At 58.2% G+C, this 16,643-nt stretch carries 13 protein-coding genes and 3 tRNA genes; 7 read left to right on the top strand and 9 right to left on the bottom strand.

The annotated features are described in order from the left end of the window. Positions 1 to 50: 50 nt before the first annotated feature. Positions 51 to 141, top strand: a tRNA-Ser gene (locus ACLEIV_RS02265). A gap of 63 nt (positions 142 to 204) precedes the next feature. Here the strand turns inward: ACLEIV_RS02265 and ACLEIV_RS02260 are convergent. From ACLEIV_RS02260 to ACLEIV_RS02245, 4 genes are all read right to left on the bottom strand, one after another. Then, positions 205 to 1,194, bottom strand: a complete 990-nt coding sequence (locus ACLEIV_RS02260; protein WP_410455032.1) for a TAXI family TRAP transporter solute-binding subunit — start codon at positions 1,192 to 1,194, stop codon at positions 205 to 207. 177 nt (positions 1,195 to 1,371) lie between these two features. Continuing rightward, positions 1,372 to 2,508, bottom strand: a complete 1,137-nt coding sequence (locus ACLEIV_RS02255) for a MalY/PatB family protein (RefSeq protein ID WP_410455031.1) — start codon at positions 2,506 to 2,508, stop codon at positions 1,372 to 1,374. 60 nt (positions 2,509 to 2,568) lie between these two features. Continuing rightward, the gene (locus tag ACLEIV_RS02250) at positions 2,569 to 3,513 is read right to left on the bottom strand and encodes a LysR family transcriptional regulator (protein WP_410455030.1); all 945 of its coding nucleotides are present in this window, start codon (positions 3,511 to 3,513) and stop codon (positions 2,569 to 2,571) included. 102 nt (positions 3,514 to 3,615) lie between these two features. After that, on the bottom strand, positions 3,616 to 4,383 hold the full coding sequence (locus ACLEIV_RS02245) for a YciK family oxidoreductase (RefSeq protein ID WP_410455029.1): 768 nt from the start codon (positions 4,381 to 4,383) through the stop codon (positions 3,616 to 3,618). A gap of 192 nt (positions 4,384 to 4,575) precedes the next feature. Here ACLEIV_RS02245 and sohB point away from each other — a divergent pair, with 192 nt between their 5' ends. Continuing rightward, complete coding sequence (gene sohB / locus ACLEIV_RS02240; RefSeq protein WP_410455092.1) at positions 4,576 to 5,595, top strand: protease SohB; 1,020 nt, start codon at positions 4,576 to 4,578, stop codon at positions 5,593 to 5,595. 235 nt (positions 5,596 to 5,830) lie between these two features. Here sohB and astB read toward each other — a convergent pair whose 3' ends face one another. Beyond that, complete coding sequence (gene astB, locus ACLEIV_RS02235; protein WP_410455028.1) at positions 5,831 to 7,168, bottom strand: N-succinylarginine dihydrolase; 1,338 nt, start codon at positions 7,166 to 7,168, stop codon at positions 5,831 to 5,833. A 335-nt stretch (positions 7,169 to 7,503) separates the two neighbouring features. Between astB and topA the strand changes: the two genes are divergently transcribed. Beyond that, on the top strand, positions 7,504 to 10,131 hold the full coding sequence (gene topA / locus ACLEIV_RS02230; protein ID WP_410455027.1) for a type I DNA topoisomerase: 2,628 nt from the start codon (positions 7,504 to 7,506) through the stop codon (positions 10,129 to 10,131). Positions 10,132 to 10,314: 183 nt separating this feature from the next. Then, complete coding sequence (locus tag ACLEIV_RS02225; protein WP_410455026.1) at positions 10,315 to 10,479, top strand: hypothetical protein; 165 nt, start codon at positions 10,315 to 10,317, stop codon at positions 10,477 to 10,479. 21 nt (positions 10,480 to 10,500) lie between these two features. Here ACLEIV_RS02225 and ACLEIV_RS02220 read toward each other — a convergent pair whose 3' ends face one another. The 3 genes from ACLEIV_RS02220 to ggt all read right to left on the bottom strand — a co-directional run bounded on the left by ACLEIV_RS02220 (position 10,501) and on the right by ggt (position 14,336). Further along, positions 10,501 to 10,854, bottom strand: coding sequence for an MGMT family protein (locus ACLEIV_RS02220; protein ID WP_410455025.1), 354 nt, complete (start codon positions 10,852 to 10,854; stop codon positions 10,501 to 10,503). A gap of 4 nt (positions 10,855 to 10,858) precedes the next feature. Beyond that, positions 10,859 to 12,412 (bottom strand): methyl-accepting chemotaxis protein, encoded by a 1,554-nt coding sequence (locus tag ACLEIV_RS02215; protein WP_410455024.1) that lies wholly within the window; start codon positions 12,410 to 12,412, stop codon positions 10,859 to 10,861. A 169-nt stretch (positions 12,413 to 12,581) separates the two neighbouring features. Beyond that, positions 12,582 to 14,336, bottom strand: a complete 1,755-nt coding sequence (gene ggt, locus ACLEIV_RS02210) for a gamma-glutamyltransferase (RefSeq protein ID WP_410455023.1) — start codon at positions 14,334 to 14,336, stop codon at positions 12,582 to 12,584. Positions 14,337 to 14,763: 427 nt separating this feature from the next. Here ggt and ACLEIV_RS02205 point away from each other — a divergent pair. Together ACLEIV_RS02205 and ACLEIV_RS02200 are read left to right on the top strand one after the other, a co-directional pair. Then, a tRNA-Gly gene (locus ACLEIV_RS02205) sits at positions 14,764 to 14,839 on the top strand. Positions 14,840 to 14,850: 11 nt separating this feature from the next. Then, positions 14,851 to 14,924: transfer RNA gene (locus ACLEIV_RS02200), tRNA-Cys, on the top strand. A 24-nt stretch (positions 14,925 to 14,948) separates the two neighbouring features. On the opposite strand, the gene ACLEIV_RS02195 is transcribed toward ACLEIV_RS02200, so the two are convergent. Next, positions 14,949 to 15,752 (bottom strand): DUF1853 family protein, encoded by an 804-nt coding sequence (locus ACLEIV_RS02195; RefSeq protein WP_410455022.1) that lies wholly within the window; start codon positions 15,750 to 15,752, stop codon positions 14,949 to 14,951. A gap of 52 nt (positions 15,753 to 15,804) precedes the next feature. Between ACLEIV_RS02195 and ACLEIV_RS02190 the strand changes: the two genes are divergently transcribed. Next, complete coding sequence (locus ACLEIV_RS02190; RefSeq protein ID WP_410455021.1) at positions 15,805 to 16,563, top strand: Nif3-like dinuclear metal center hexameric protein; 759 nt, start codon at positions 15,805 to 15,807, stop codon at positions 16,561 to 16,563. Positions 16,564 to 16,643 lie beyond the last annotated feature (80 nt).

Genomic DNA, 16,643 nt, shown 5'->3' with positions numbered 1-16,643 from the left:
TTCCAGCCTATTTACAGCGACCATCGGGTTCAGTACTATTCATCGCGTTCGGAGGGGTGGCAGAGTGGTTGAATGCACCGGTCTTGAAAACCGGCATGGGTTTATAGCCCATCCAGGGTTCAAATCCCTGCTCCTCCGCCATATAGAAAAAGAAAACGCCGCCTGGTTTATACCAGGCGGCGTTTTTCGTTCTGTTCCGGTAGTCTATTCCAGCAAGCCTTTTTCCCTGAAGTATCTGCTCGCACCGGGGTGTAGCGGCGCCGACAGACCGACATCGATCATCTGGGCCGGCTGCAGTAAGGTCAATGAGGGGTGCAGGCGGATAAACTGCTCGAAGTGGTCGAATACGGCTTTGGTCACTTCATAAATGACCGGTTCCGGCACCGAGGCATGGGTCAGCAGGTTGGCAGCGACCTCAAAGGTGTGTATATCTTCTGCGGTTCCCCGGTATTGACCGCCGGTAAGGGTGACAGGACGATAGTAGCCGTGCTCGGCGACCAGTTTGTCGACCACCGCATCGCCGATCGACACCAGATTTACCTCACAGGCACTGGCGGCTTCTTTGATTGAGCCGTTAGGATGACCGACCACGTAAACGAAAGCATCAATACGGTTATTGCACAGCGCCTGGCTATGCTCTGCGGCGCCCTGCTCGGATATCTGACCGAAGTCGTCATGGCTCCAGCCATAAGCCTGGAGCAGGGTATCCATGGTTTCACGCTGGCCTGAACCGGCATTGCCGATGTTCACTCTTTTGCCCTTGAGATCGGCAAAATGATGGATGTTGGCCTCTTTGCGAGCCACTATGGTGAGGGCTTCACCATGTAGGGTGAAGACGGAACGCAGCTCCTGATAGGGCCCCTGTTCGGTAAAGGGGCCTGTGCCATGGTAGGCCTGATACTCTACATCCGACTGTACCAGCCCCAGCTCCAGTTCACCGCGACGCAGTGAGGCGATGTTGTAGGGCGAGCCACCGGTGCTTTCTACCATACAACGGATGCCGTGCCTGGCTCTTTCCTGATTGACCAGTCTGCAGATGGCGCCACCGGTTGGGTAATACACCCCGGTCATGCCTCCGGTGCCAATGGTGATAAACACAGGTTCGGCGGCCATGGCTGCCATGGGGGGGAGCAGCGCGGCGAGCAGTCCGAGCATCTGGGCGAGTCGGCGGGCCCGGATTTTCCTTAATGACATGTCTGTCTCCTTATACTGGCGCCAGGTCGCCAGGTCGCCAGGTCGCCAGCGAGGATCGCTGTGCAGCCAAGTGATTACAGTGATTACAAGATAGCAAAAAACGAGCGGCGGCCCGGGTTTACAAGAATGAGGACAAGCGGAGCAATATGTCGGGCCGGGATGACCGGCCCGAGGGGATCAGCGGTTGCTGATGGCGGCAATCATGCGGTGCAGGGCTTCGTCCAACATGGCGCGCGAGCAACCGAAGTTGAGCCGGATAAAATCGCTGCCGCCGAACTGGCCGCCGGGTGACAGGCCGACGCCGGCCTGTTCGAAGAAGCCGATGGCATCGTCCAGTTCCAGCGCGCTGATATCAATCCAGGCCAGATAGGTGGCTTCCGGTGCCAGTACCTTGATGCCGGGCACATTGTTGAGACGTTCAACCAGCAAATCCCGGTTCTGGCGCAGATAGGCTATCTGGGCTTCCAGCCAGTCGTCGCCGTCCCGGTAGGCGGCTTCGGCCGCCACAAAGCCGAGCAGATTGACATCGGCCATGATGCCACGGGCGGCGCGGGTAAAGCGGGTACGCAGCTCGGGGTTGGGGACGATGGCAAACGAGCAGCACAGTCCTGCGATATTGAAGGTTTTGCTGGGCGCCATCAGAATAACACTGCGGCTGGCCGCATCGTCGTTCAGGTCGGCATAAGGTATATGAGGCTTGCCTTCGTCGAGCAGCAGATCGCAGTGAATCTCGTCCGAGCAGACAATCAGATTATGGCGTTGGGCAATGTCGTTGATGGCCAGTAACTCTTCACGGGTGTAGATGGTGCCGCCCGGATTATGCGGGTTACAGAACAGCAGCAATTCGCTGTCTTTGGCTTGTTCTTCCAGCTGGTCCAGATCCAGCAGCCAGCGGCCGTCTTTTTCGATCATGTCGACATAGGCGGCTTTGCGGCCATGAAACCCCGGTGCATGCAGAAACGGATAATAAATCGGTTTGGGGGTGAGCACGGCGCTGCCCGGTTCGCTGAAGGTCTGGCAGGCCAGGTTCAGGGCCGGAACGACACCGGGCATGTACACCAGCCAGTCGGCTTCGATTTGCCAGCCGTAACGGTCGGCCATGCGTTGTATGATCAGTTCGGTCAGCTGCGGGCTGGGTCGGCTATAGCCGAAAATACCGTGTTCTACCCGCTCATTCAGCGCCTCGATAACGGCGGGGGGCGCCTTGAATTCGGTATCCGCCACCCACATCGGTAAAATATCGGTGCCTTCGTATTTCAGCCACTTCAGGGCTCGGGTAGGGCGGCGGTCTATCCACTGATCAAAATCAAACATCGGGGTTCCTTGTCAAATGCGAGGCCATCAGCATAAGGAAGCCGCTTCGGCCTGGCAAGATCAAGGTGCAGGCAGGGCCCTTTCCTGATCGCTCAGGGACTCTTTCATCTCGTCATTCAGGACCATTTCGTGATTGCCGTAATGATGGCGGATCAGGCTCAGCAGCAGGCTGGCCGCCGGGCCCGGCGGCGTGGCTCGGGGCAACACCATATGGGTAAAGCGCTTGCGCAGCGCCTGATTGGCCATGGGCAGGCGCTGCAGCAAGCCGCTGTCGATCATTGGTGCCACCACTTCCAGTGGCAGCCAGGCAAAACCGATACCACGACGCAGCAGCGACAGGGTGTCGTGCAGATGGTTTATAACCCAGCGTTGCTCCGCCCGTTCCCAACCCTCTTCCTGCTCGTTGCCATCGGCCAGAATCAGTTCCAGTTCGGGATCCAGTTCATGGGCGGTGACTTCATCGAGAAGGGCGAGGGGGTGTTCGGGGGCGCATACCGGCACATACACAGTGGCGGCCAAAGGCAGGCTGGTCACCCGGCTAAAAGCGCGGCAGGCAAACACCAGGTCGGCGGCCTGCTTGTCGACCACCGCCTGACAGCCGGAAGGCTGGGCTTCGACCAGGTGAATGCGGCAGCCCCGTGAGCGGGGATAAAAATCCGCCAGCGCCTGATACAGGGGCTGGCGGGGGAGTGATGCTTCTACCACTATACGCAGAATCGGCTCCCAGCCACTGGCCAGTACCCCGGCGAGTAGCTCGAGTTCTTCTATGCCCTGGGTCAGCTTGCGTGAACGGCGTAAGAAAACCTCTCCTTCCGGCGTCAGATAGGCCTTGCGGCCCCTGACTTCCAGCAGTGGTACACCCAGCCCTTGCTGTAGCTTGGCGACGGCGTGATTGAGTGATGACTGGCTTTTACTGAGTTTTTCAGCCGCCTGGGCATAACCGCCACAGTCGACGACCGCCTGAAAAATCCGCCATTGCTCTACCGTGCTCTTGGGACGATACATGGTTATTGCTTCATCCTTTTGGCAATGGGGTCAAGCTGTTATGACCCCAGAGTTCACGAATTGGTAAGCTTAGTTTTAGACGAAGTTATGCGGTCTGTCAGCTTATTGGTTGACGCGTGGGCGGATTTTGTCGGGTTGAGCGTCCAGTGACTGGCCGCTGATTTTCAGGCTGTCATCGCCCATCAGATATAGGTACAGGGGCATGATTTCCTGCGGGGTACGCAGGGTGGCCGGATCTTCTCCGGGGTAGGCCCGGGCCCGCATATCGGTACGGGTGGCCCCCGGGTTGATGCAGTTTACGCGCACCCTGGTGTTGTCCAGCTCGTCGGCCAGTACTTCCATCATGCCCTCGGTGGCAAACTTGGACACCGCATAGCTGCCCCAATAGGCCCGCCCCTGCTTGCCTACACCAGAGCTGGTGTAGACGATGGAGGCGTTCGGGGTGGCTTTCAGCAACGGCAACAGTGCCTGGGTCATCAGGAACTGGGATTTGACGTTGATCTGCATCACCTTGTCCCAGTCGTCTTCCCCGATCATCTCGAAGGGACCGAGCACGGCCAGATGGCCGGCGTTGAACAGCACCCCGTCCAGACGGCCGAACTGTTGCTTCAGGGTCTCGGCCATATCCAGATAATGCTGTTTGGTCGCGCCCTGCAGATCCAGAGGGATAATCGCCGGCTCGGGGCTGCCCTGAGCCAGCAGTTCATCGTAGACCGCTTCGAGTTTTTTCACGGTTCTGCCCAGCAGAATGACGGTGGCACCATGAGCACCATAGGTCAGCGCCGCGTCGCGGCCGATGCCGTCGCCGGCACCGGTGACCAGAATCACCTTGTCATTGAGTAAATCGGGGGATGCATGATAGTCGAGCATGTGCCTGTGTTCTCTCGGCAATAAATCAGGTATGACGATCAAACCAGACTCTGGGCACGGATACCAGCCTCACAGGCCAAAAGTTGGCAGGAAAAAGTGGAAAGGAAAAGAGTCGGTTGTAAAAAGCCCGTTGGTGTTCGTCATGAGGGCTTTTACAATGGGGGTCGAATTAGGTCTCAAGGAAATCTCATGCTGGAATTTTTATACGAATATGGCCTGTTTATGGCCAAGAGCCTGACCTGGGTGCTGGCCATCGGCGTCGTGGTGGCATTGATCTCCGGTGCCGCCATGCGGCAAAAGCGGGGTGACGATCGGTTGGAAGTCGAGGATCTGGGCGCCGGGTTGCGCCGGCAGCAGCAACGGCTGCAACTCGCCACGGCGGTGAACGACAGTGAACGCAAGGCGCTCAAGCAGCAATTCAAGCAGCAGGCCAAGGCCGATAAAAAAATGGCGGACAAGGGCCCCCGGCTTTATGTGCTCGATTTCAAGGGCAGCATGGATGCTCATGAAGTGGCTGGCCTCAGTCGGGAAATTACCGGCCTGCTGCAACTGGCTCGCGAAGGGGATCAGGTGCTGCTTAATCTGGAGTCCGGCGGTGGCGTGGTGCACGGCTATGGCCTGGGGGCTGCCGAGCTGGCGCGGGTTAAGGCGAAGGGCCTGCACCTCACGGTGGCGGTAGACAAGGTGGCGGCCAGTGGCGGTTACATGATGGCCTGTGTTGCCGAACGCATTATCGCGGCGCCCTTCGCCATCGTCGGCTCCATCGGTGTGGTGGCGCAGTTGCCCAACTTCAATAAGTTCCTCAAGAGTAAAGACATCGACATCGAGCTGCATACCGCCGGCCAGTACAAGCGTACCCTGACCCTGTTCGGCGAGAACGATGACGAAGGCCGCGCCAAGTTCCGCGAAGAGCTGGAGGTGATTCATCACAGGTTCAAGGACTTTATTGCCGAGAACCGACCTGCGCTTGCATTGGACAAGGTGGCCACCGGTGAACACTGGCTGGCGACCGACGCCCGCGAGCTGGGGCTGGTGGACGAGCTGATGACCAGCAGCGACTACCTGCTGGCCGCGAGTGCCGACAAGCGGGTGATCCGCCTGCATTACCAGCCGAAACAGACCATCAAGGACAAGCTGGGCAAGGCGGTGGAAGCGGGTGTCAGCCGGGGATTGATGAGATTGGTGGAAGCGGGACAACGCCCTTTCGGGTGAGGTTAGATCAAGGTCATCGTTGTTAGAGGCAACAGAGCCGACTCCCATGACTCGCCATAAACTCATCCCAGAGGGCTCAGGAAATGCGGTCCATGGCGGTCGGACGCCATGTGCTGAGCGTCACAGGGAGGTGCTTGAGTGAGTTCGGTGGAGCGGGGCCTTTGTCCGGGATGGGTATGTTTAATGCGCTGGGCATGAAAAGGGCTGCACTTGCGGCCCTTTTCATGAGCGTGAGTTAGCGCTGGAAGGGGTAGACGGAGCCCAGTTGCAGGATCTGGGTCAGTTCGTCCAGAGCCGAGCGAGACTCCAGTAGCAGCGCAGGGTCACGCAGATCGTTCAGGCTCAGGCTGTCGCGGTAATGGCGGTCTACCCATTGATTCAGTCGGCCAAACAGCGCTTCGTTCATCAGGCAGGCGGGATTGGTGGCCGCATGCTCCGCTTCGGTCATCGCCACCCGCAGCCGCAGGCAGGCCGGGCCGCCGCCGTTGCGCATGCTCTGTTTTACATCCATGAAGTGGACTTCCCGAATGGGCGTGTTCAGGGTCAGCAGCTTGTCCAGATAGGCCTTGACGCTGGGGGTGTCGGCGCATTCCGAGGGCGCGATAATTGCCATGTGGCCGGGACGCAGGGTCACTATCTGGGTGTTGAACAGGTAGCTTTTCACCGCGTCCAGCACCGGTACTTCGGCGGTGGGCACCTCGATGAAGTGCAGTTCGGTATCGGGCAGCTTGCGGCGAATTTCGTCCAGGGCGGCACTGGTGTCGAGAAAGGCCTGCTGATGGTAAAACAGCACATTCTGGTTGCCGACCGCGATCACGTCATTATGGAATACCCCCTGATCGATCACCTCCGGGTTCTGGGCAATGAAAATGGCGGTATCATCATTCAGACCGTGCAAACGGGCCACGGCGCGGGAGGCTTCCAGGGTCTGGCGAGCCGGGTAACGGCGTGGCGCCGGACGGCTTTGATCGAAGGCGCTGCGTCCATACACGAACAGCTCAACTCCGGCCTGGCCGTAATCGGCGCACAGGCGAGTGTGGTTGGCGGCCCCTTCGTCACCGAAATACTCGTTGGTAGGCAGGGCGGAGTGATGGCTGAAATAACGTTCGTCGGCAAAGACCTGCCCCAGAATGCGACCGGTTACTTCATGCTCGATAGAGCGATGAAACTTGTTGGTCAGGTTGGCCGGGGTAAAGTGAATACGGCCATCGAGGGTATCGGCGCCGGGCGAGACAGTTGCGGCGTTGGCGGTCCACATGCTGGAAGCGGAGCAACAGGCGGCCAGTAGCACGGGATCTTCGCGAAAGGCTTTTTCCAGCACCTGGGCATCGCTGCCGGTAAAACCCAGCCGGCGCAGAGTATGAATGTCGGGACGCTCCTGGGGGGCCAGTACGCCCTGCACCAGGCCCAGATCGGTCAGTGCCTTCATTTTTTGCAGGCCCTGCCTGGCCGCCTGTTTGGGGCTGGATGCATCCTGCGCATTGCTTTGAGAGGCTACATTGCCGTAAGAAAGGCCGGCGTAGTTATGGGTAGGGCCAACCAGACCATCAAAGTTAGCTTCAAACTGTACCATTATATTGTCCTTTTAAATGGTGAAAATGGCCGAGATAATTCTGAGTTACGCCATTATAAGTGGATTTTTCGAGGAGATGTAACCCGAATTTAACAACAGATTATGCCTTAATCATAACAATGCATAAAAAGCGGACGAACAGGCAACTTAATCAAAAAAGCGGTTGATTCCTGCAGGTATGAAGGTGTTAATAAGTAAATATAAATTCACTTAACTTTTTTCCGGCCCTAGCCTGGCAAGTTTGCTTTTTACGGCTTTTTCACTTATACAGCCGTCATTACCTTGCCGCCGGACCCCTGAGTGGGGGCCAGACCTTAAGGATCTATACGCGCTTTATGAGCAAATCCCTCGTTATCGTGGAATCGCCCGCCAAGGCAAAAACCATCAACAAATATCTGGGTAAAGACTTCATCGTCAAATCCAGTGTCGGCCATGTACGTGATCTGCCCACCGCCGGCTCCTCTGCCGCCAAGAAAGCCGGGGGGAAAAAAGCCGACACCAAGCAGTTGAGCCCCGAAGAAAAAGCCCGGCTCAAACAGCAGAAAGAGCAGAAGGCGCTGATCGCCCGTATGGGAGTCGACCCCGGCCATGGCTGGAAGGCGAACTACCAGGTGCTGCCCGGCAAGGAGAAGGTGGTCACCGAATTACAGGCGCTGGCCGAAAAAGCCGACACCATCTATCTGGCAACGGATTTGGACCGCGAAGGGGAGGCGATTGCCTGGCACCTGAAGGAGTTGATCGGCGGTGACGATGAGCGCTTCAAGCGGGTGGTCTTCAACGAAATCACCAAGACGGCGATTCAGGACGCCTTCAGTCGTCCGTCCGAGCTTAACCAGAACCGGGTGAATGCCCAGCAGGCACGCCGTTTTCTGGATAGGGTCGTGGGCTATATGGTCTCGCCCCTGTTGTGGAAAAAAGTGGCCCGCGGCCTGTCTGCCGGTCGGGTACAGTCGGTGGCGGTACGTCTGCTGGTAGAGAAAGAACGTGAAATCAAGGCGTTCGTACCGGAAGAATACTGGGACATTCAGGCCAGCCTGAGCAACGAAGAAAAGCTGGCGTTGTCGATGGCGGTGGCCAAATACCAGGGCAAGGAGTTCCGTCCGGTCAACGAAGCCCAGACCATGGCGGCGGTCGACGCGCTCAAGGCGAGCCGTTTCGAGGTCGTCTCGCGCGATGACAAGCCGACCCAGAGCAAGCCGCCGGCGCCCTTTATCACCTCGACCCTGCAGCAGGCGGCCAGTACCCGGCTGAGCTTTGGCGTCAAACGCACCATGATGCTGGCCCAGCGCTTGTATGAAGCGGGTTACATCACCTACATGCGAACCGACTCGACCAACCTGAGTCAGGAAGCGGTGGCCGGGGTACGCGAGTTTATTCAGGAGCAGTACGGCCCGGATTATCTGCCCGAAAATCCCAATGTGCATAGCGCCAAGGCCAATGCCCAGGAAGCACACGAAGCGATTCGTCCTTCCGACGTGGCGCTGTCTGCCGACCAGCTCGATGGCATGGAAGCGGATGCCAAGCGGCTGTACGATCTCATCTGGCGCCAGTTTGTGGCCTGCCAGATGGTACCGGCCCAGTATGACAGCACCACCATTACGGTGCGTGCCGGCGATTACGATCTCAAGGCCCGTGGCCGCATCCTGCGTTTTGCCGGTTGGACCAGGGTACAGGCTGCCGCTCAGGGTCGTAAAGGCGAAGACACCGTCTTGCCCGCCGTGCAGGCAGGTGAGGTGCTCACGCTCGAGCAACTCGATCCCAAACAGCACTTTACCAAGCCACCGGCGCGTTTCACCGAAGCGGCGCTGGTGCGCGAGCTGGAAAAGCGCGGCATCGGCCGGCCTTCCACCTATGCGTCCATCATTTCCACCATTCAGGACCGGGGCTATGTCAAGGTCGAAAGCCGCCGCTTCTATGCGGAAAAAATGGGTGAGATTGTGGCCGACCGGCTGCAGGAAAGCTTTGCCGAGCTGATGAACTACGACTTTACCGCCCAGATGGAAAGCAAGCTGGACGAAATTGCCGGCGGCAGCCTCAACTGGACTCAGGTGCTGGATGCCTTCTATGCGGAATTCAGCGAAGATCTGGAGAAGGCCGAGCGGCCGGTGGACGAAGGCGGCATGCGCGCCAATGAAATGGTGCTGACCGATATCGACTGCCCCACCTGTGGCCGCAAGATGGGCATTCGTACCGCCAGCACAGGGGTGTTTCTCGGTTGCTCCGGCTATGCGTTACCGCCCAAGGAGCGCTGCAAGCAGACCATCAACCTGATCCCGGGTGACGAGTTCGTGCTGGCCAACGACGAAGAGGCGGAAACCGATGCCCTGCGCGCCAAGCACCGCTGTGGCAAGTGCGGCACCGCCATGGACGCCTATCTTATCGACGACAAACGCAAACTGCATGTGTGTGGTCAGAACCCGGACTGTGACGGCTACGAGCTGGAACAGGGGCAATTCAAGCTGAAAGGCTATGAAGGGCCGGTGATCGACTGTGATCGTTGCGGCGCCGAGATGCAACTGAAAAATGGCCGCTTCGGCAAGTACATGGCCTGTACCAACGAGGAGTGCAAGAATACCCGCAAGATCCTCAAAAACGGCGAGGTGGCTCCACCCAAGGAAGATCCGGTGCACCTGCCCGAGTTGCCCTGTACCCAGTCTGACGCCTACTTCGTGCTGCGAGACGGTGCGGCGGGGATCTTCATGGCGGCCAGCAACTTCCCCAAATCGCGGGAAACCCGGGCCCCGCTGGTGGAAGAGCTGGTGCAGTTCAAGGATCGACTGCCGCCCAAGTTCTTGTATCTTGCCGAGGCACCGATCCAGGATCCGGAAGGCAACAAGGCGGTGGTGCGCTTCAGTCGTAAAAACAAGGAACAATATGTGATGACCGAGGTCAATAAGAAAGCGACCGGCTGGGCTGCGCATTATGTTGATGGCAAGTGGCAGCAAAGCCAGAAGGGTAAATAACCGCCGAAGCGGGCCGGCAGCAATGGCTGGCTGGCCCCGGCAGGTCGGATTATTGCAGATCTGGTTATTGCTGATAGGGTTAATACAGATCTGGTGATTGCAATAGTATCAGCATCGCGAGTGAGCAAAGATGACACAGGGACGTTAATTCAACGCAGGCATGCCTGCTAATGGAGATTGAATATGGATATTCATGACATCAGACCGGGCATGATCTGCCACACGCCGGACGGCTCCGGCTATGTGCTGGAAGTCGACATCAACAATCAGCTGGTCTTGTTACAGCGCGAAGACGAGACGATTCCCTTTCAGGTTCATGTCAGCGAACTGCAGGAAGAAAGAAACTGAGTTCATTGCAAGACCATTAACTTACTGATCCATCAACATCAGAATAGCGGCCAGATCGGGCCGCCATCTGTATTGCTCCATCGGCACCCTGTCTCCTTTCAGTAATATCCCCTCTGTCAGCAATCGTTGTCGTTGTTCATGCCATCCATCACTGCCTCTGGACAGGCTGATGCGGCCATTGGCGGCCACCACCCGGTGCCAGGGCAGCATCGAGGTATCCCGGGTACGCAGAATGCGTCCGATCAGCCTGGCTCGGCCCGGCAGGCCGGCCAGGTCCGCCAGCTGCCCGTAACTGACCACCTGCCCCGGGGGAACCAGGGCAAGCAGTGTCAGCACCTTGTGGCTGTGATCAACTTTGCTACCGTTGTGGGGCATGGGCTCAGGAAAAGGTCCTGGTCAGATCGTTGAGCCCATGGGAGCGTTCCAACAGCTGTTTGCTGGCGCCTTCCACGTGGGCAATCTTGTCCAGATTGGCCGAAGACGTTTCGGAAATTTGATGGACATTGTGGCTGATTTCTTCGGCCACCAGCTGTTGCTGTTCGGCGGCCGAAGATATTTGTACGGTAATGCCGACAATATTGTCGATTTCAGTCACTACCCGGGCCAGGCTGGCGCTGCCGGCTTCGGCAGCACCGACGCACTCCTGGCTGTGTTCCATGTTGGTGTCCATCATGGCACGCCACCGGGCCAGGGTTTGCTGGATCTGGCTGATGCTGGTCTGTATCTGCTCGGTGGCCCCGTGGGTGCGGGTAGAGAGGGCGCGAACCTCTTCCGCCACCACCGCAAAACCGCGGCCATGCTCACCGGCCCGGGCGGCCTCGATGGCGGCATTGAGGGCCAGCAGGTTGGTCTGATCGGCAATACCCTGAATTTCACTCATCAGGGTGCCGATACGATCAGACTCCTGAGTCAGGGCCAGGGTGGCCTCGGCGGCCTGCTCGGCCTCTTGCGCCAGCTCGATGATTTTCAGTCGGGTTTGCTCCAGCTGATCCTGGGTCAGGTGGCACTGGTGTTGTGCTTCGCTCGCATTAGTGGCCGCCTGCTGGGTATTCTGGGTAATTTCGTTGGCGGAGGCCGACAGCTCGTTGATGGCGGCGGCGATCTGATGGGTATCGCTGTCCTGGCGGCTCAGTTCGACCCTGGCACCCGTCATGGCCTGCATCATGGAGCCGGCCAGATCTTTCAGCGAGTCGGTGGCGTCATCGACCCTGCCGAGTATGGTGCGGGTTCGGGCCTGCCACATCTTCAGGTGATAATCGGCGATGGAGTGGGGCTCATCGCCGGAATAGACCAGCCGGGAAATACTGTCGTATTCGCGGCCCAGTCCCTGCAGGTAATACTGAGTGCCAAACAGCGACTTGCGATAGCTGAGCGTGCACCAGGCGACCGGCAGCAGGCTCCAGAGCAGCTGACTGCTCCCTCCCTGCACAAAGGCCCCGGCCAGCAGTGCGACCAGGCCGCTTGCCGCCAGCCAGGCGTTGGCCTGCTTTGGCCAGAAACGAGCGCGGCGGTTGCCTTGTTCCTGCTTCAGCAGCTGACGATAAGCTTGAGCCGCTTTGTCCCGGACGCGATCGTCGAGCTGGGTGCGTACCGACTGGTAGCCGGTTATTTTTCCCTGTTGGTAGATAGGCGTGACATAGGCATCCACCCAGTAATAGCGGCCGTCTTTACAACGGTTTTTGACCGCGCCGCGCCAGGCCTGGCCGGCCTTGGCATGTTCCCACAGATCCTGGAAGGCAGCCTTGGGCATATCCGGGTGACGCACGATATTGTGGTGTTTGCCGATCAGCTCTTCCGGTTGATAGCCGGCGACACGACAGAATACCTCGTTGGCATAGGTAATAACGCCGCGCAGGTCGGTGGTGGAAACCAGTTGTTCCTGGCCGCTATAGGTGACTTCCTCGTCAATGACATGCTGGTTTTTTGTTTTCATTGGTATCCGGTGCTTGTTATCGGGTTACGGTGACTCCTGCTCGGGCTATCGGCCCCCGAAGTTAAAACTTGAATGGAGTCTTTCAGAGCCCTCAATATACGAGGGTTCACGATAAAATTCATGTCTTACCTGTATATTATGTAGGGTCTTTTAGTCACCTACAGGCAATTCAGTCTGAGGCCAACGCCACACCTTCTCGCCGGGGATCGGCGGCGGCACTGAGATGGTCTCCGTGCAGCATGATACCGTGCAGGCCGGAGTTGAGTTCGGTCAATCGGGTGTCAAAGCCCAGTTGCACCATGGCCGCTTGCAGCGCCAGGTTTCGACCCCTGGGCTCCATTTCCAATGTTCCGCCGCGATGTAGCACGTGGGGCTGATGCAGTGCTTCCTGCAGGTTCATGCCCCAGTCGAGCAGGTTGATCAGGCTGTGCAGCACATAGCCGATGATGCTGCTGCCGCCGGGGGAGCCAATCACCAGCAGAGGCTTGTTCTGATGCAACACTATGGTGGGCGACATGGATGAGCGCGGGCGTTTGCCCGGTTCCAGCCGGTTGGCGACCGGTATGCCGTTCTGGCTGGGGCTGAAGGAAAAATCGGTCAGTTCGTTGTTGAGCAAAAAGCCCTGCACCATCAGGCGGGAGCCGAAGCCGTTTTCTATGGTGGAGGTCATGGACAGGGCATTGCCTTCGGCATCGACGATGCTGATGTGCGAGGTGGAAGGGAACTCGGGGGAATGGTCGGGCGCCCGGCGGCCGTGGAAGAGCGCCGGGGTGCCGGGGCTCACCTGTGGCAGGGCGACGGATCCGTCGGCGATAAGTTTTGCCCGGCCGGCAAGATAGTCAGGGGCAAGCAGTGCTGTCACCGGCACAGAGACAAAGTCGCTGTCGGCGGCATAAAGGTTACGGTCGGCAAAGGCCAGGCGCGAAGCATCGGCGATCCAGCGCCAGCCATCGGGAGCATTGGGCCCTGCCGTGGCCAGGTCGACATGAGACAAGATGCCGAGAATCTGTCCCAGGGCGAGGGTGCCGGAGCTGGGCGGACCCATGCCGCAGATCTGATACCGGCGGTAGGGGGCGCAGAGCGGCGCCCGTTCCTTGACCCGATAATCGGCCAGATCGGTCAGGCTCAGATGACCGGCCGGGCTGGCCTGACGTACCTTGTCGACCATGGCGGCGGCGAGCTGGCCCTGATAAAACGCCGAGGGACCTTCAATGCTGATCCGGCTTAGCGCGGCGGCCAGCAGGGAGTTGGTTCTGGTGCTGCCGGCCGACAAAGGGCGGCCCTGATCATCGAAGAAATAGCGGCGACTGTCGGGGTCCCTCGACAGATAATCCTGATCTTCCGCGATCAGCCGGGCCAGACGCGGTGATACGGTAAACCCGTTCAAGGCCAGAGTGATGGCGGGCTTGAATAATTTTTGCCAGGGCAGGGTACCGAAGCGTTGATGAGCCTGCCACATCAGCATGACGGTGCCGGGTGTGCCCACCGAGCGTCCACCGACCACGGCGTCGAAGAAAGGCAGTGGCTGGCCTTCCTCATCCATAAACAGATCTTCCGGTACCGTCATGGGGGCGGTTTCCCGGCCGTCCAGGGTGGTCAGCCGGGCCAGATGTTGTTGCCAGTACACCAGAAAGGCACCGCCGCCGATGCCCGAAGACTGGGGTTCGACCAGGGTCAGCACCGCCTGGGCCGCGATCATGGCATCAACCGCACTGCCGCCTTGTTGCAGCATCTGTTGAGCCGCCCGGCTGGCATAGGGATTGGCCGTGACCACCATGGCTTTGTCGGCGGTGACCAGCGGTTTGTTACGCCAGCCGGTGGCCGCCTCCGGTGCCGGTGTGTCGGTGTTGATGCTGGCGTTGGCCCGAGCATGAGACAGGGTGAGGGGAGCCAGCAATATGAACGTCAGTAACAGCAGGGGCATGGGGTGCACTCTACGGGACAGGATGTCTGCAAGCTTAGCTAGCTCTGATTGAGCAGCCAAGGCTTATACCTATTACATTAAACAAATGATCTATTTAATTGCTGTATCAATGTGGGACAAAGAGTCCGCTCTACCGACCCGCTTCAAGCACCTCCCTGTGATGTTCAGTACCTGACATCCCTGCCATGTGATGGTCTCTGAAATGGGAGGCGGCTGCATTGCCTCTGGCAACTTCTCTCAAAATCTGTTCGGATACTCAATGAGATTGGTATTAAGGCCGTTAAAAAATGCACAACACGCTGAAAATTAAAGCGAATAAACCAGAGATCATAAAAATGGCTTGTATTGTCTGGCAGCCTGCCTATAATGCGCAGCCATCGGACGGCAGCAACTGCAGCCCGGTGCACCAGTAATCAAAGAAGTTTAAGCGGGAATAGCTCAGCTGGTAGAGCACAACCTTGCCAAGGTTGGGGTCGCGAGTTCGAATCTCGTTTCCCGCTCCAAATTTTGCAAAGGCGCGTTAGCAAAGCGGTTATGCAGCGGATTGCAAATCCGTTCAGTCCGGTTCGACTCCGGAACGCGCCTCCATCTTCTTCGTTGTATCCCCAGCTTTTATTTCCTCTCGTTAAGCCATTCCGAATCTACCCTGATATACCAGTTACCTTTTTTGTCCTGAAAATTCTGTCTTCTATCCTGATGTTCACTGTGCCGTCCACCGGTCAGCCAGCCGAGTTTTTGCTGTGGTTCAAAAGAAGCATCCGGGGACTCGAGCCCCCAGTGCCCACGTTCGCCCTGATCGGATAAAAACTGCTGGCAGGAGGGCGGATAATAGAGGCGTCCCTTCATGATAAGCCGAGAGCCTTGTGGCATCAGCTTCTGGTGCAGGAGGCGTTCACGAATCCGTGGATGCTGACTGAGTTTGAGCTGATGTTGAAGCATATGCTCGACTTTGTGTCGTAACTTGTCGCGTGTATTTATACCGCAAGCCTGATCGTAAGCTTCGCTTGGATTTCTTATCAGGTAGAATTTGACCGCCAGTTCCCAATGCTCGATGCGCTGTGACTCCTGGTCCCAGACGATAAAATCGAAGGCGCCCAGGGTGGTGCCGTCAATCACCTGTTGCCAGTTGTGGGCCAACAGTTGAAAACGGGAATGGTCGAGCAGAAAAAAGTGCCAAAGTGCTTCGAAATACAGGCCGAGGCGGCGATAAGGTCGGCAATGGGCGTGCAGCACCTCGGGAGCGGCGTCCAGTTCGAGCAGCCGCGGTTGGTACTCGGCGAGCAGTTGCCGGTACCAGTCATTATCGGGAGCCAGTGGCGAGCTTTGCAGCAGGTTGGGGCTGGCCAGCGCCCAGGCCAGATCCCGTACCACAGGGGTGGTTAGCTGCGTTAAGAAAAGACGGAGTGAATCGCTCATCTAAGGGAACCTTTTGTTTTACAATGGACCTAAGTCACGCCATGGAGTCAGCATGAACAATCTGGAACTCGAACGGCTGCTGAATAGGCAGCTCAACGCAGCAGCCATCAAGGATTATTGTCCGAATGGCCTGCAAGTGGAAGGTAAAACCGAGGTGAATCATCTGGTGACCGGCGTTACCGCCAGCCAGGCGCTGGTCGATCACGCCATCGAGGTGGGCGCAGACGCCTTGCTGGTGCATCACGGTTACTTCTGGAAGGGGGAAGACGAGCGGGTACGCGGTATCAAGCGGATGCGACTCAAGGCCCTGCTCAGTCATGATATTAATCTTTATGCCTATCACCTGCCGCTGGACATTGCCCCTGAGATCGGCAATAACGCCCGGCTGGCGGCGCTGCTGGGTATCCGGATAGAAGGCCCGCTCGAACCGGACAATGCACTTTCGGTGTCGATGAGGGGCGAGCTGGATACTCCGGTCAGTGGCGCCGAGCTGAGCGAGCGGCTGCAACAACGGCTGGGCCGGTCCGTGTTGCATGTGGGTGACCAGGGGCCGGCGTTGATCCGTCGGGTAGGCTGGTGCACCGGTGGGGGGCAGGGTTATATCGACCTTGCCGCCGACCAGGGCATGGACGCCTTCATCAGCGGTGAGGTGTCGGAGCAAACCGTGCATGTGGCGCGAGAACGGGGAATTCATTTCTTTGCGGCCGGTCATCACGCCACTGAGCGCTATGGTATCCAGGCGCTCGGTGACTGGCTGGCGCGGGAGCAGGGACTGCAGGTCAGCTTCATGGATATCGACAACCCGGCCTAGCCAGTGGCGAGCTTGAGACATAAAAAATACCAGGGTACATGAATACCCTGGTTTCGCAGCAGCCACAGAGGCTTAAAGCG

This window comes from Oceanisphaera submarina (assembly GCF_046521305.1).
Lineage (GTDB): Bacteria > Pseudomonadota > Gammaproteobacteria > Enterobacterales > Aeromonadaceae > Oceanimonas > Oceanimonas submarina.
This window is presented reverse-complemented; position numbering and strand designations above follow the sequence as displayed.

Bases quoted from the DNA above. Each gene is read 5' to 3' on its own strand.
- ACLEIV_RS02215 (WP_410455024.1), bottom strand. From the start codon at position 12,412: ATGAAAACAAAAAACCAGCATGTCATTGACGAGGAAGTCACCTATAGC.
- ACLEIV_RS02255 (WP_410455031.1), bottom strand. From the start codon at position 2,508: ATGTTTGATTTTGATCAGTGGATAGACCGCCGCCCTACCCGAGCCCTG.
- ACLEIV_RS02245 (WP_410455029.1), bottom strand. From the start codon at position 4,383: ATGCTCGACTATCATGCATCCCCCGATTTACTCAATGACAAGGTGATT.
- ACLEIV_RS02195 (WP_410455022.1), bottom strand. From the start codon at position 15,752: ATGAGCGATTCACTCCGTCTTTTCTTAACGCAGCTAACCACCCCTGTG.
- ACLEIV_RS02220 (WP_410455025.1), bottom strand. From the start codon at position 10,854: ATGCCCCACAACGGTAGCAAAGTTGATCACAGCCACAAGGTGCTGACA.
- ggt (WP_410455023.1), bottom strand. From the start codon at position 14,336: ATGCCCCTGCTGTTACTGACGTTCATATTGCTGGCTCCCCTCACCCTG.
- topA (WP_410455027.1), top strand. From the start codon at position 7,504: ATGAGCAAATCCCTCGTTATCGTGGAATCGCCCGCCAAGGCAAAAACC.
- astB (WP_410455028.1), bottom strand. From the start codon at position 7,168: ATGGTACAGTTTGAAGCTAACTTTGATGGTCTGGTTGGCCCTACCCAT.
- ACLEIV_RS02190 (WP_410455021.1), top strand. From the start codon at position 15,805: ATGAACAATCTGGAACTCGAACGGCTGCTGAATAGGCAGCTCAACGCA.
- ACLEIV_RS02225 (WP_410455026.1), top strand. From the start codon at position 10,315: ATGGATATTCATGACATCAGACCGGGCATGATCTGCCACACGCCGGAC.
- ACLEIV_RS02260 (WP_410455032.1), bottom strand. From the start codon at position 1,194: ATGTCATTAAGGAAAATCCGGGCCCGCCGACTCGCCCAGATGCTCGGA.
- ACLEIV_RS02250 (WP_410455030.1), bottom strand. From the start codon at position 3,513: ATGTATCGTCCCAAGAGCACGGTAGAGCAATGGCGGATTTTTCAGGCG.